Source organism: Pseudomonas sp. HLT2-19-2 (assembly GCF_054898005.1).
This window is the reverse complement of sequence record NZ_CM142712.1, coordinates 1884220-1897649: the sequence shown is the minus strand read 5'-3', so window position 1 is coordinate 1897649 and position 13430 is coordinate 1884220. Positions and strand designations below refer to the sequence as shown.

The window sequence follows — 13430 nt, the reverse complement described above, 5'->3', positions numbered from 1 at the left end:
GAGCTAGAACAGGGGTTGATTGTCCGTAAGACTGGGGCTTACAGCAATGACCATAACTGCCAGGAATGGTGGTAGGAGATGTCGCGAAGATCAAAAGATCGCAGGCTTCGCCAGCGCCTACAGGATGTACGCAGCTAAATGTAGGAGCTGCCGCAGGCTGCGATCTTTTGATCTTGAAACATCAACGTCCCGGCGGATTCTCACCCAACGGCACCACCGCCATGGTCAACCGCGACACACAACTGGCCTTGCCCTCATCGCTGGTCAAACGGATATCCCAGACATGCGTCGTGCGGCCAATGTGAATCGGCTTGGCCACCGCCGTGACCCGCCCACTGCGCAAGCCACGCAGATGGTTAGCGTTGATTTCCAGGCCTACGCAGTAAAACTTGCTGGCATCGATGCACAGGTAGCTGGCCATCGAGCCGACGGTTTCGGCCAGCACCACCGAGGCGCCGCCGTGCAGCAAGCCGTAAGGCTGGTGAGTGCGGTGGTCGATGATCATGCTCGCGGTCAGGGACTCTTCGTCGAAGGCTTCGAAGCGAATATCCAGCACTTCGCCAATGGTGTTTTTCTGGATTGCGTTCAACTGCTCGACGTTGGGAGTGGTACGCCACAGACTCATCGTTGCTTTCCTTAGTTGGTTTTATTCGTGGCTCAATCCTGCCACAGCACCGCTTCACTGCGCGCGCTCCATTCTTCGAAACGGGCACCGTACGCGGCTTCGATCACGTTGCGCTTGATCTTCAGGGTCGGCGTCAGGAAGCCGTTTTCCACCGCCCAACTGTCCTTGACCACCACCAATCGATGCAAGCGCTCATGTTTGTCGAGGACGCCGTTGACCTCCTCCAAGAGTTTTTCCAGGCTTGAATGCAGCCCCGCCCTCGCCGTTCCGCTGGCGTCCTGCTGACCGACCGCCGAGAGCACGCACAACCCCAGCGGCGCACTCAGGCCATCGCCGACCACGCACACCTGCTCGATCCGCGAATGCTCCGCCAGACGATTTTCGATCGGTGCCGGTGCGACGTATTTGCCTTTGCTGGTCTTGAAAATCTCTTTCAGGCGCCCGGTCAGGCGCAGGTTGCCTTCGGCGTCCTCCTCACCCTTGTCGCCGGTGCGCAGGAAGCCGTCCTCGGTGATGGTTTCGGCGGTTTTCTCAGGCTCCTTGAAATACCCGAGCATGGTTGCGCCGCTGCGCACCATGACCTCCCCCGACTCAGCGATCCGCACCTCGACCTCCGGGCATGGCTTGCCGATCCAGCCGGGTTTGTTCTGGCCCGGCAGGCACACGTGCGAATAGCCGCAGCTTTCGGTCATGCCGTAGACCTCCAGCACATCCAGGCCCAGTTTGCGGTACCACAACAGCAAGGTTTGCGGCACTGGCGCGGCACCGGACAAGGCGATGCGCAAGGCATCCAGCCCGAGCCCGACGAGGACTTTGTGCCCGACCCGCTTGCCGATGATCGGCAGACCGAGCAGGAAGTCGAGACGCTTTGCCGGGATCTTGCTGTACACACCCATCTGGAATTTGGTCCAGATCCTCGGCACGCCGAACAGCGCAGTCGGTCGTGCGCGGCGTAAATCGGTCAGGAAGGTGTCCAGGCTCTCGGCAAAAAATACCGTTTGCCCGGTGTAGATCGACGCCAGCTCGACGAACATCCGCTCGGCGACATGGCAAAGCGGCAGGTAGGACAGCAGCCGATCCGACTCATTCAAGCCGAACAACTGCGTGCCGCGCGTGGTGGCAAACCCCAGATTGGCGAAGCTGTGCATCACGCCTTTGGGCATGCCGGTGGTGCCGGAGGTGTAAATGATGGTTGCCAACTGGTCGGCGGACGGCTTGGGATCGTCCTGGATCGGTGAGCTCTTTTGCAGGTCGGCCCAGCTGAAATCGAACGTGCCGGGTGGATGCAACGGCAGGCTGATCGTCGGCAGATCAGCGCTGACCCCGCGAGACATGCCAGGCCAGTCATCGAGTTTGCCGATGAACACCAGCGCCGCTTCGGAATGATCAAGCACCTGGGCCACGGTCTCGGCGGTGAGGTTCGGGTAGAGCGGCACCGACACATGGCCGGCCATCCAGATCGCCAGGTCGGCGATGATCCAGTGCGCGCAATTTTTTGAGATCAGGGCGATGTGGCTGCCTTGGGGCAGTTCGCGCGCGCGCAGCCAATGCGCAGCGCAGCGCGCCTGATGACCGACGTCGGCCCAGGTGAGCGTCTCGACTTGCCCGCCGCCGATGGGCTGGACCAAAAAGCGCTGGTGGGGATGGCGCGCTTCACGCTCGTAGAAAACGTCCAGCGGCAAACGGAAAGCAGCAGGCATGCGACTCGCTCCTTTATTTTTGGTCTGGAGCAAGCGTAGTCAACCAAGCAGTTGCTCGGTTGACTATTTTACGGGTGCTTAATGCCGGTGAGCTTCATCGCTCCGGCCCGCGGGCCTTCGCCTTCAAGTTCTGCAAGGCCGGCAGTTTTCACCGCCTCCGGGGCCTGAACATGGCCGTGCTGCAAGTAACCCAACAGGTTACCCACCAGCGGGTTATGGCTGACCAGTAGCGCGTGATCCACAGACACCAACTGCTCCGCCACCGCTTGCGGGTGGTTGTCGGGGGTCAGCCAGTCGACGGTGCGAATCTCCGGCGCGAAATTCAGCGCCGTACGCACAATTTCTGCCGTCTCCTGCGCTCGCAGGTAAGGACTGGCATAGATCGCGGTCAGCGGCTTGCCGGCCAACTCGGCGGCAGTGCGCAGCACTTCTTCACGACCATGGGCAGTCAGTGCCCGTTCCGAATCGGGACGCTTGCCGTGTGGTTCAGCTTCACCATGACGCAGTATCCAGAGTTTCATAGCTTGGGCTCCTCATCTCGTGCCGGATGCGGGGCTGGCGCCACAGCGTGCGGCGCTTCACCTTCCGGTGTACGCGGCGTCGGCCAGTCGGCGAACGGCCAGGGTTTCTGGTCGCTGTGGAAACTGCCGAAACGACCGATCTGCGCCAGAAACTGGCTCAGGCTGTCGCCGAAATTCATCAGGCTGGCGCTTGGGGCGCCATAGATCAAACGATAGATTAACTGCACCAGCACCACGGCGCCAAGGATGAATTGCGCCACTTGCCAGACCAGCACGTAGACAATCATCCACAACACACGCAGCAGGATGGATTCGTACTTGGCTTCTTCTTTCGGATCGTTCATGTCTCGCTCCCTGCCCCTGTCAATTGAGTGCTCAGTTGAAACCACTGGTGGAAATAAAATCGACATCGGTTTTCGGCTCGGCACGCATCAATAGACCGATCACCTGCTCCAGCGTGCGCCCTTCGAACAGGATGGCATGCAGCCCGGCGACCAGCGGCATATACACGCCCACCTCCTGAGCTTTGGCCTTGAGCACCTTGAGGGTGTTGACCCCTTCGGCAACTTCGCCCAGCCGTGTCACGGCATCTTCCAGACTCAAGCCCTGGCCGAGGGCGAACCCAACCTGGTAGTTACGGCTTTTCGGTGACGAGCACGTGACGATCAGATCGCCGACGCCCGCCAAACCGAGGAAGGTCATCGGGTTGGCGCCCTGATTCACCGCAAAGCGGGTCATTTCCGCCAACGCCCGGGTGATTAACATGCTCTTGGTGTTTTCGCCCATGCCCAGCGCCACCGCCATGCCGGCGATGATCGCGTAGACGTTTTTCAACGCGCCGCCCAACTCCACGCCGAAGCGGTCGGCGCTGGCGTACACACGAAAGGTCCGGCCATGCAGCGCTTCCTGAACTCGCTGGCAAAGCTCGTCGTCTTCGCTGGCGACCACCGTGGCAGTCAGCGCGTGTTCGGCGATTTCACGCGCCAGGTTCGGCCCGGACAGCACGCCGATGCGCGCTTGCGGGGCGATCTCTTCGAGGATTTCGCTCATCAGTTTGAAAGTGTGGGCTTCGATGCCTTTGGTCAGGCTCACCAGCAACTTGCTGCTCAAACGTGCGGCGTGAGGAGCCAGCACCGAGCGCAGCGCGCTGGACGGCAGCGCGACGAAGCACAGGTCGCAAGCTTCCAGAGTGGCCAGCAGGTCGGTGACAGGCTCGACGGCCGGAAGAATCTTGATGCCTTTGAGGTAACGCGGGTTCTCGCGATTGACCCGAATGGCTTCGGCCTGTTCAGGGTCACGCATCCACTGCCGCACCTGATGCCCGTTCTCGGCCAGCAAATTAGCTACGGCGGTACCAAAACTTCCGCCTCCCAGGACCGCAATTGGGCGCTGTTCAGTCATATGCAATCCGTTAATCCATACCAGTGGCGATGACGGCATTATACGGAGCAGCCCAGTGGCGGCCAGCCCCCACATCAATTACCGGCACTTGTAGGAAGAAGACCAAGAAAACCGAGGAAAATGCCCACAACGTGACTGGAAAAGTCATTGCGCTCGGTTAACATGCGCGCCAATTGTTCCCTATCAAGGATGTGCTGTGTCGTTTGGCTCCCCTTCACCTCTCTCGCCGCTGGTACTGGCGCTGATTTTCAGCTCGCCATTGCTCGCCGACGACTTGTTTCTCGACAGCGAGCCGCTGCCGCAAGTGCTGACCGCGACGCGGCTCAAGCAGTCGCCGGCCGCAGTGCCGGGGAGCATGACGGTGATCGACAGCGAACTGATCAACGCCAGTGGCGCCCGGGACATCAGCGAGTTGCTACGACTGGTGCCGGGAATGATGGTCGGCAACATCAGCGGTAACCAGGCGGCGGTGAACTATCACGGCACCAACGCGACCGAAGCGCGACGCTTGCAAGTGTTGATCGATGGCCGCTCGGTGTACCGCGCAGGCCTGGCCACGGTGGACTGGAGTGATATTCCGGTGGCCATGGAAGACATCGAACGCATCGAAGTTTTTCGCGGCCCGAACACCGTCAGCTACGGCGCCAATGCGCTGATGGCGGTGGTCAACATCATCACGCGCAACCCGGCCGACAGCCACGGAACGCGGCTGAAAGTCACCCGTGGGCAGCGCGGCATCGATGACTTTTACGCCAGCCAGGGTGTGGGCTGGGACGGCGGCGACCTGCGCCTGTCGCTGTCCGGTCAACAAGACGACGGCTTCGACTCGGACCGTAAAGGCGCCGATTACCGCGACAGCCGCCGCTTGAATCGCTTCAACCTCGCGGTCAGTCAGACGCTTAATGAAAACCAGAGCATCGACTGGCAATTGAATGCCAAGGACGGGACCAACCAGCGGCCGTATACCTACCGCCCGGTCTTCTCGGGGATTACCGCTGCCGGGAACAATTCCGACGTCATCGCCAAGGACTACGCTGGCTCGCTGCGCTGGAACCTCGACATCAATCCCGATCACAGCCTTTATATCCAAGGCTCGGCGCAACACTGGGATCGTCAGCAAACCTGGCGTGCCTGCGATGCCGAGGTTTCGTTCAGCCCGCAGTTGACCGAGCTCTGGCAGCTCAACCCCAATTACACCGAACGCCTGGCGCGCAACATGGAGCGCTACACCGGCCCCGGTGCGCCAGCCGGTGACCCGGCCCAGCGTGCACTGGCCAATCAAGTGCTGGACCAATGGCGAAACGGCGCCCGACAAACCCTCTGCGGTGACATCGACCAAAGCGCCCGGGAGTCGCGCTACGACCTCGAAGTGCAGGACACCCTCAGCCTGTCCGATAGTCTGCGGCTGGTCAGCGGCATGAATTATCGTTACGACCGGGCAGATTCCGAGACTTACTTCAATGGCACCCTCGACGACACCACCTGGCGGGCGTTCGGCCAACTCGAATGGCGCGCCACCGAGCATTGGTTGCTGCAGGGCGGGGCGATGTTCGAAGACACGCAATTGATCGGCAGTTCGCTCACCCCGCGGGTGGCGGTCAACTACCTGATCAACCCGCGCCATGGCCTGCGGGCGGTGTACTCGGAAGCCATCCGCTCGCCGGACATGTTCGAGAACAACGTCAATTGGAGTTATCGGGTGACCAACCTGCGGCCCAGTGCCTATGGCCAGTCCAGTGCCCGTTATTTCGTCAAGACCCGCGGCCCCGGCGACCTCGAACAGGAACACATGCGCTCCCGGGAGCTGGGCTACAACGGCTACTTTGCCGAGTGGGGACTGGCGGTCGATGTGAAGCTGTTCTACGACGAAATCACCGGGATGATCAGCGAACCGCTGCGCAACAATCAGTACATCGCCAGCAACTCAAACAGCTCGCGCTTCTCCGGGACCGAAACCCAGCTCGACTGGCGAATCAGCAGCGCCGACCGCCTGCGCCTGACGTATGCCTACGTCGACGCCGAGGCGAGCAATCCGCAGGATGCGCAACAGACGGCTCGAAACAGCGGTTCCGCCGGTTGGCTGCGCAACTGGGGCCATGGCTGGAATAGCGCGCTCTTCTACTATGGTGACGATGCCCTGAACGGCTATCGCTTCGAACGGGTCGACACACGCATCGCCAAACGCATCGGCCTGGGTAAGGCCAGCCTGGAATTGGCCGGTGTGCTCCAGCAACGCCTCGACAGCCAGCCCACGACCTTCGTCGACAATAACTACGACGAGCGCCGGGTGCTTTACATCAGCGCGGAGCTGGCGTTCTAAGATGCTGCATTGCCCGACACCGAAGACGCCAATCCTTGGCCGCCTGCTGGCCGGGTTGTGCCTGGTGTTTGCCGGCCTGCTGAGCCCATTGGAGGCCACCGCCGCGGACATTTTGCTGACCGGCGCCGAGGACAGCCCGGGCATGCAATCCTTCACCCAGGCCCTGAGCGAAGTGCGGCCGGCCGATAACGTGCGCTTCCAGCCACTGGCCAGTCTGCCGGCGCCGGGCAAACTGCCCGCCAGCACCCGCTTGATTCTGCTCGACCTGCCGAGCCTCGACTGGCGCCTGCAAGACGCCAAAGGCCCGGCGACGCTGGTGCTGCGCATCAGCCGCCTGCAAGCCCGTCAGCATCTGGGCGCCACCCTGCCCCCGCGCCTCAGCCTGCTTTGGAGCGATCCGCCCCTGGAGCGACAATTGCGCCTGACCCGACTGCTCCTGCCTCAGGCTAAACGGGTCGGCGTGCTCTTCGACAGCCACAGCGAATTCCTCTTGAAAGAGTTGCATCAGGCCGCCCACTCCCTGGGCCTTGAGGTGGTCACCGAGCGCTGGGATAACACTAACGACAGCCGGCCGCTGCAGACCTTGCTGAAAAACAGCGACGTGTTGCTGGGCCTTGATGATCCCGATTTGTACAACTCGAAAACCGCGAAGAACCTGTTGCTCAGCAGCTATGCACGGCAACTGGCGCTGATCGGTCCTAACGCAGGGTTTGTCCGGGCGGGAAGCCTGGCCAGCACCTACAGCGATCAGAGCGATTGGCTGGCGATACTCGACGAACTGCTCGACCGGCCACCCGCCACGTGGCCACGAACTTACTACCCGCAACACTTCAAAGTCTTAAGCAACCCACAAGTGGCTCGTTCATTAGGGATGGAACAGATGAATGAAGCCTCTGTCGCAACACAGTTGGCCGAAGGAGAAAAGCGCCCATGACCTTCCGTCGCCGTTGGGACATCAACACCCGCACACAAATCATCAGCCTCGGCCCTGCCCTGTTGCTGACGTTGCTGTTGATCAGCTTCTTCACCTTCGTGCGGATCCAGGACCTGCGCCAGGAGCTCAACCACACCGGGCAACTGATCGCCAACCAACTGGCACCGGCCACCGAATACGGAGTGATCTCGGGCAACAACGAGGTGCTCGACAGTTTGCTCAAGGCCACCCTGGCCACGCCCAATGTGCGCTTTCTGGAGGTCCAGGACAGCGCCAACCGGATTCTGGTGTACGTCGAGCAACCGTCGGAAACCCACAACCGCTCACACCAGGTTGAAGTGTTTCAGGCCCCGGTGCGGCTGCAACGAATCCCGCTGCACAATGATTTCCTCCAGGGCAGCAAAGCCACCAACTCGGCCCCCGCCGAGGATTACCTGGGGCGAGTGATCGTCGGCCTGTCCAATGACGCCTTCAGCCAACGTCAACAGGAAATCCTGTTCAAGGCCGGGATCCTGGCGCTGTTCGCCCTGCTGTTTACTTTTTTGGTGGCCCGGCGACTGGCCGCCAGCCTCTCGCAACCGATCCGCGACATCGGCAACGCGGTCAAGGCGATTCAGGACGGCGACTACAAGACGCCGCTGCCGATTGTCGACGACACCGAACTGGGCGCGCTGTCGCAACACATCAACAACCTTGCCGACGGCCTCGAACAAGCCAGCCGCGAACAGCATCAAGCGATGGCGCAGTTGATCCAGACGCGCGAGGAAGCGGAAAAGGCCAACAACGCCAAGTCCGATTTCCTCGCGATGATGAGCCACGAACTGCGCACGCCGATGAATGGCGTGCTGGGCATGCTGCAACTGCTGGAAACCACCGCGATGACCGAGGAACAGGTTGAATACGCGGCGCTCGCCTCGGAGTCCACCGAACACTTGCTCAAAGTCATCAACGACATTCTCGATTTCTCGCGCATCGAGCGGTCAGAACTGGAGTTGGAGCACATTCCGTTTAACCTCGCGGACCTGATCGGCAGTTGCGCCCAGTCGTTCACGCACAGCGCCCTGCAACGCGGGTTAACCCTGACGCTACAAATCCCCGAGGACATGCGCGCGTTGCAGGTTCAGGGCGACCCAACGCGCATCCGGCAGATCCTGGTCAACCTGATGGGCAATGCGCTGAAATTCACCGAACAGGGCCGTGTCAGCATCGAACCGCAATGGCAGTCGCTGGATCACGAACTGCTGTGGTTCACCTGCACCGTGCGCGACAGCGGGATTGGTATTTCGGCCGAAAGCCTGGAATTGATGTTCAACGCCTTCCAGCAGGCCGACAGTTCTATCTCGAGGCGTTACGGTGGCACCGGGCTGGGCCTGCCGATTGCTCGCACCCTGGCGGAACGCATGGGTGGCACGTTGCGCGCCCAGAGCGAGGAAGGTCGCGGCTCGGTGTTCACCCTGGAAATCCCGCTGGCACTCTATAAACAGACGCTGCCGGTATTGGCGCCGCGCACACTGACTGGCAACGGTGATGGCGAAGGGCGCAACGTGTTGCTGGTGGAAGACAATCCGGTCAACCAGACGGTCATCGAAGCAATGTTGCGCAGTCTGGGCTTTACTGTCAGCGTCGCCACCGATGGCGCGCAGGCGGTGCGCAGTGCCGAGAGTCTGATTTTCGAAGCCATTCTGATGGACTGCCGACTACCCATCATTGATGGCTATGAAGCCACCCGACAGATTCGCCAGTTGCCCGGCTGCGCTGACTTGCCGATCATTGCCCTGACCGCCAACGCCTTGCAGGGCGACCGTGAAGCCTGTTTATCGGCGGGAATGAACGATTACCTGGCCAAGCCCTTCAAACGCACTGATCTGCAGCAAATTCTGCAGCGCTGGGTGCAGTAGTGCAGGCCTTTCGGCTATCTGCGACTGGCGTGAAAGGCGAAAGTGCGGCAGTCTTAGGCACCCGAACAGGCCCGAAAAGGGGCTTGAATAAAAATTTCAGTGCACAAGTGTACATTCATGTCCTTGGTGCTGTGACTTTCACCACAACGCAATAGTCTATGAGTAGGCTGCTGACTCGAGGCATGAACGCTTCGATCGGCCGGGATGATTTGCCCCACCTGCCGCATGGGATTATTGAGGAGCTCGCATGACCAAACAAAACGCCTTTACTCGGGAAGACCTGCTGCGCTGCAGTCGCGGTGAGCTGTTCGGCCCAGGTAACGCGCAACTGCCCGCCCCCAACATGCTGATGGTGGATCGCATCACCCATATCAGCGAAGAGGGTGGCAAGTACGGCAAAGGTGAATTGGTCGCCGAGCTGGATATCACTCCAGACCTGTGGTTCTTCGCCTGCCACTTCGAAGGTGATCCGGTGATGCCAGGCTGCCTGGGCCTCGACGCCATGTGGCAACTGGTCGGTTTCTTCCTCGGCTGGCAAGGTTTGCCGGGCCGTGGCCGTGCGCTGGGTTCGGGCGAAGTAAAATTCTTCGGCCAAGTCCTGCCGACCGCCAAGAAAGTGACCTATAACATTCAGATCAAGCGCGTACTGAAGGGCAAGCTGAACCTGGCCATCGCCGATGGTTCGGTCAGCGTCGACGGCCGCGAGATCTACACCGCCGAAGGCCTTCGGGTCGGCGTTTTCACCTCCACTGAAAACTTCTAAGGGTTATCCGCATGCGCCGCGTCGTTATCACTGGTCTGGGCATCGTATCGTGCCTGGGCAATGACAAAGAGACCGTCTCCGCTAACCTGCGTGCAAGCCGCCCTGGCATCCGGTTCAACCCGGAATACAAGGAAATGGGACTGCGCAGCCAGGTTTCCGGCTCCATTGACCTTCCCCTCGAAGAGCTGATCGATCGCAAGATCTATCGCTTCGTCGGCCACGCGGCGGCTTACGCCTACCTGGCCATGAAAGACGCCATCACTGACTCCGGTCTGACCGATGAGCAAGTCTCCAACCCGCGTACTGGCCTGATCGCCGGTTCCGGTGGCGCCTCCACGCTGAACCAGATGGAAGCGCTGGACATCCTGCGCGAGAAAGGCGTCAAGCGCGTCGGCCCATACCGCGTGACGCGGACCATGAGCAGCACCGTTTCCGCTTGCCTGGCCACCCCGTTCAAGATCAAGGGCCTGAATTACTCCATCGCTTCTGCCTGTGCGACCAGTGCTCACTGCATCGGTACCGCCATGGAACAGATCCAGATGGGCAAGCAGGACATCGTGTTCGCTGGCGGCGGTGAAGAAGAACACTGGAGCCAATCGTTCCTGTTCGACGCCATGGGCGCACTGTCCAGCCAGTACAACGAAACACCGGAAAAAGCTTCCCGTGCCTACGACGCCAAGCGTGACGGTTTCGTCATCGCCGGCGGTGGCGGCATGGTCGTGGTCGAAGAGCTGGAACACGCTCTGGCCCGCGGCGCGAAGATCTACGCGGAAATCGTTGGCTACGGCGCGACCTCCGACGGCTACGACATGGTCGCCCCAAGCGGCGAAGGCGCCATCCGCTGCATGCAGATGGCCATGTCCACCGTTGACGCTCCGATCGACTACCTGAACACCCACGGCACTTCGACTCCGGTCGGCGACGTCGCGGAGATGAAAGGTGTGCGTGAAGTGTTCGGCGACAAGGCTCCGGCCATCAGCTCCACCAAGAGCTTGTCGGGTCACTCCCTGGGCGCCGCCGGCGTTCACGAAGCGATCTACTGCATGCTGATGATGGAAGGCAACTTCATGGCGGGTTCCGCCAACATCGACGAACTGGACCCGGAAGTGGCTGACATGCCGATCCTGACCAAGACTCGTGAAGACGCCACCATCAACACCGTGATGAGCAACAGCTTCGGCTTCGGCGGCACCAACGCCACGCTGGTACTGAAGCGCTGGCAGGGTAAGTAATACCCCGCCGCTTCACTGCACATAAAAACGCCCCGACTGGTTCGGGGCGTTTTTTTTGTGCCTTTGCTTTTGCTTTTGTAGGGGCCAGGCTTGCCGGCGAAGGCGCACCCAAGGACGCCTTCGCCGGCAAGCCTGGCTCCTACAGGTACCGGTTTCAATCCGCCGTTTTCATCGTCGCGAACATGAAGCTTTTGTCATAAAACTCAACGCCCTGCGACCGAATGTCGCGTATTTGGCGGGCTGCAGGACTTTCTCCGTTTTCGCAAAAATCCGTTATCAAACTCAGTCGTTTACTTAGCCAGCTAACCAAACATATAACAGAGTCCTGCACACGCCTTGCTGCAGATAACAGAGATTGGAGCTAGCAGATGACTGTAAAAGTAACTGAACGCGACGATTCACATAAATCCCATGAAGGTATAGCCGCCGGTATCCGTATCTGGGATGTACATCAACAAGACATGCTGGTGGGGATGTTCCACTCCGAAACCGATGCCCACAGCTACAAGGCCGAACTGGAAAAACTGGAGCAGCAACGAGAGCTCCAATCCGCATAAGCAATGACAGCATTGAAAACGACAAACCCCGCCATGAGCGGGGTTCGTCGTTGTTGCAGCCTTTAACGGCTCACCACATCAGATCGTCAGGGATCTGATAGGCCGCGTACGGATCGTCTTCGGCAATGACTTCTTCGGTCTGCACATTCAGCTGCACGATGCGCTGTGGATCGCGCTCCTGGATCTTCAGGGCCGCTTCACGCGGGATCACTTCGTAGCCGCCGGCATGGTGCACGATGGCCAACGAACCGCTGCTGAGCTTGTTGCGCATCAAGGTGTTGACGCAGATGCGCTTGACCTTCTTGTCGTCGACGAAGTTGTAGTAATCCTCGGTCGTCAGCTTCGGTAGACGCGAGACTTCGATCAATTGCTTGACCTGGGCGGCGCGGGCCTTGGCTTCTGCCTTCTCCTGCTGCTGACGGTTCAGCTCCTGGTCGCGCTTGACCTTCTCGGCCATGGCTTCCTGGGCGGCACGCTGCTGGGAGTCATCGAGTTCGATCTGACCTTTATGGGCCAGACGCTGCTGCTTCTGCTTGTCTTTGCCGACCTGTTTGGCCTGCTTCTGGTTGACCAGCCCTGCTTTGAGCAACTGGTCGCGAAGGGAAATGCTCATGGTGCTTATTACTCACTTAGGCAACTGCTCAACCGCAGCTGGGCAAATTCTTTTCCTGACGTTTGGCTTCGCCCCACAAGGCGTCCAACTCTTCGAGGGTGCAATCTTCTATGGGACGGTGGGTATCGCGCAATGCCTGTTCGATAAAACGGAAGCGTCTTTCGAACTTGCTGTTGGCACCTCGCAGTGCAGTTTCCGGATCGACCTTGAGATGACGCGCCAGATTGACTACGGAAAACAACAGATCACCGACTTCATCGGCAATCGCTGCCGAGTCATTGTCGGCCATGGCTTCGAGCACTTCATCAAGTTCTTCGCGGACTTTATCCAGTACCGGCAAGGCGTCCGGCCAGTCGAAACCGACCTGCCCTGCACGCTTCTGCAGCTTCGCGGAACGTGACAGCGCCGGCAATGCGGCGGGTACGTCATCGAGCAAGGACAGTTGTTCGGGCGCGGATGATTTCTCGGCGCGCTCTTCAGCCTTGATCTCTTCCCAGCGTTGCTTGACCTGCTCTTCACTCAACCGCGGGACATCCAGCGGCGCGTACAGATCGCCGGTAGGAAACACATGAGGATGACGGCGGATCAACTTGCGGGTGATGCTGTCGATGACGCCTGCAAATTCGAAGCGTCCTTCCTCCCGCGCCAGTTGGCTGTAATAAACCACCTGGAACAGCAAATCCCCCAACTCACCCTGCAAATGATCGAAGTCACCGCGCTCGATGGCGTCGGCGACTTCGTAAGCTTCTTCGAGGGTGTGCGGGACGATGGTTTCGTAGGTTTGCTTGATGTCCCACGGGCAGCCGAACTGCGGGTCGCGCAGACGGCTCATCAGGTGCAGCAAGTCTTCAAGGCTGTACATCGGT

The 13430-nt window shown here is 60.0% G+C and carries 13 protein-coding genes; 6 read left to right on the top strand and 7 right to left on the bottom strand.

From position 1 onward, the window contains the following. Positions 1–181: 181 nt before the first annotated feature. The 5 genes from ACYZTU_RS08745 to ACYZTU_RS08725 all read right to left on the bottom strand — a co-directional run bounded on the left by ACYZTU_RS08745 (position 182) and on the right by ACYZTU_RS08725 (position 4247). Positions 182–625, bottom strand: a complete 444-nt coding sequence (locus ACYZTU_RS08745) for a hotdog fold thioesterase (protein WP_461969445.1) — start codon at positions 623–625, stop codon at positions 182–184. A gap of 32 nt (positions 626–657) precedes the next feature. Continuing rightward, the gene (locus ACYZTU_RS08740; protein WP_461969443.1) at positions 658–2325 is read right to left on the bottom strand and encodes an AMP-binding protein; all 1668 of its coding nucleotides are present in this window, start codon (positions 2323–2325) and stop codon (positions 658–660) included. A 68-nt stretch (positions 2326–2393) separates the two neighbouring features. Continuing rightward, entirely contained in the window at positions 2394–2846 is a 453-nt protein-coding gene (sixA, locus tag ACYZTU_RS08735) for a phosphohistidine phosphatase SixA (protein WP_461969441.1), read from the bottom strand. Then, on the bottom strand, positions 2843–3190 hold the full coding sequence (locus ACYZTU_RS08730; protein WP_461969439.1) for a DUF4389 domain-containing protein: 348 nt from the start codon (positions 3188–3190) through the stop codon (positions 2843–2845). Before ACYZTU_RS08730 ends, sixA begins: the two co-directional genes overlap by 4 nt. A 31-nt stretch (positions 3191–3221) precedes the next feature. Continuing rightward, positions 3222–4247, bottom strand: coding sequence for an NAD(P)H-dependent glycerol-3-phosphate dehydrogenase (locus tag ACYZTU_RS08725; RefSeq protein WP_461969437.1), 1026 nt, complete (start codon positions 4245–4247; stop codon positions 3222–3224). Positions 4248–4443: 196 nt separating this feature from the next. On the opposite strand from ACYZTU_RS08725, the gene ACYZTU_RS08720 reads away from it, so the two are divergent. From ACYZTU_RS08720 to ACYZTU_RS08695, 6 genes are all read left to right on the top strand, one after another. Then, entirely contained in the window at positions 4444–6567 is a 2124-nt protein-coding gene (locus ACYZTU_RS08720; RefSeq protein ID WP_461969435.1) for a TonB-dependent receptor plug domain-containing protein, read from the top strand. A gap of 1 nt (position 6568) precedes the next feature. Continuing rightward, positions 6569–7501, top strand: coding sequence for an ABC transporter substrate-binding protein (locus ACYZTU_RS08715; protein WP_461969433.1), 933 nt, complete (start codon positions 6569–6571; stop codon positions 7499–7501). Continuing rightward, positions 7498–9399 carry an ATP-binding protein gene (locus tag ACYZTU_RS08710; RefSeq protein WP_461969432.1) on the top strand — a complete coding sequence of 634 codons (1902 nt, stop codon included), beginning with the start codon at positions 7498–7500 and terminating at the stop codon, positions 9397–9399. The genes ACYZTU_RS08715 and ACYZTU_RS08710 overlap by 4 nt, the downstream gene beginning before the upstream one ends. Before the next feature lie 247 nt (positions 9400–9646). Further along, on the top strand, positions 9647–10162 hold the full coding sequence (gene fabA / locus ACYZTU_RS08705) for a 3-hydroxyacyl-[acyl-carrier-protein] dehydratase FabA (protein ID WP_042560484.1): 516 nt from the start codon (positions 9647–9649) through the stop codon (positions 10160–10162). An 11-nt stretch (positions 10163–10173) separates the two neighbouring features. After that, a complete protein-coding gene (gene fabB, locus ACYZTU_RS08700) occupies positions 10174–11394 on the top strand; it encodes a beta-ketoacyl-ACP synthase I (RefSeq protein ID WP_461969430.1) in 1221 nt (406 codons plus the stop codon). 368 nt (positions 11395–11762) lie between these two features. Further along, positions 11763–11951, top strand: a complete 189-nt coding sequence (locus ACYZTU_RS08695; protein WP_282375654.1) for a hypothetical protein — start codon at positions 11763–11765, stop codon at positions 11949–11951. 70 nt (positions 11952–12021) lie between these two features. On the opposite strand, the gene ACYZTU_RS08690 is transcribed toward ACYZTU_RS08695, so the two are convergent. Both ACYZTU_RS08690 and mazG read right to left on the bottom strand, forming a co-directional pair. Further along, a complete protein-coding gene (locus ACYZTU_RS08690; protein ID WP_461969428.1) occupies positions 12022–12564 on the bottom strand; it encodes a DUF2058 domain-containing protein in 543 nt (180 codons plus the stop codon). Between the two features lie 28 nt (positions 12565–12592). Further along, positions 12593–13426, bottom strand: a complete 834-nt coding sequence (gene mazG / locus ACYZTU_RS08685) for a nucleoside triphosphate pyrophosphohydrolase (RefSeq protein WP_282375766.1) — start codon at positions 13424–13426, stop codon at positions 12593–12595. Positions 13427–13430: the final 4 nt, after the last annotated feature.

Coding starts and splice junctions, on each gene's coding strand:
- ACYZTU_RS08715 (WP_461969433.1), top strand. CDS start 6,569: ATGCTGCATTGCCCGACACCGAAGACGCCAATCCTTGGCCGCCTGCTG.
- ACYZTU_RS08690 (WP_461969428.1), bottom strand. CDS start 12,564: ATGAGCATTTCCCTTCGCGACCAGTTGCTCAAAGCAGGGCTGGTCAAC.
- fabA (WP_042560484.1), top strand. CDS start 9,647: ATGACCAAACAAAACGCCTTTACTCGGGAAGACCTGCTGCGCTGCAGT.
- fabB (WP_461969430.1), top strand. CDS start 10,174: ATGCGCCGCGTCGTTATCACTGGTCTGGGCATCGTATCGTGCCTGGGC.
- ACYZTU_RS08740 (WP_461969443.1), bottom strand. CDS start 2,325: ATGCCTGCTGCTTTCCGTTTGCCGCTGGACGTTTTCTACGAGCGTGAA.
- ACYZTU_RS08695 (WP_282375654.1), top strand. CDS start 11,763: ATGACTGTAAAAGTAACTGAACGCGACGATTCACATAAATCCCATGAA.
- ACYZTU_RS08710 (WP_461969432.1), top strand. CDS start 7,498: ATGACCTTCCGTCGCCGTTGGGACATCAACACCCGCACACAAATCATC.
- sixA (WP_461969441.1), bottom strand. CDS start 2,846: ATGAAACTCTGGATACTGCGTCATGGTGAAGCTGAACCACACGGCAAG.
- ACYZTU_RS08725 (WP_461969437.1), bottom strand. CDS start 4,247: ATGACTGAACAGCGCCCAATTGCGGTCCTGGGAGGCGGAAGTTTTGGT.
- mazG (WP_282375766.1), bottom strand. CDS start 13,426: ATGTACAGCCTTGAAGACTTGCTGCACCTGATGAGCCGTCTGCGCGAC.
- ACYZTU_RS08745 (WP_461969445.1), bottom strand. CDS start 625: ATGAGTCTGTGGCGTACCACTCCCAACGTCGAGCAGTTGAACGCAATC.
- ACYZTU_RS08730 (WP_461969439.1), bottom strand. CDS start 3,190: ATGAACGATCCGAAAGAAGAAGCCAAGTACGAATCCATCCTGCTGCGT.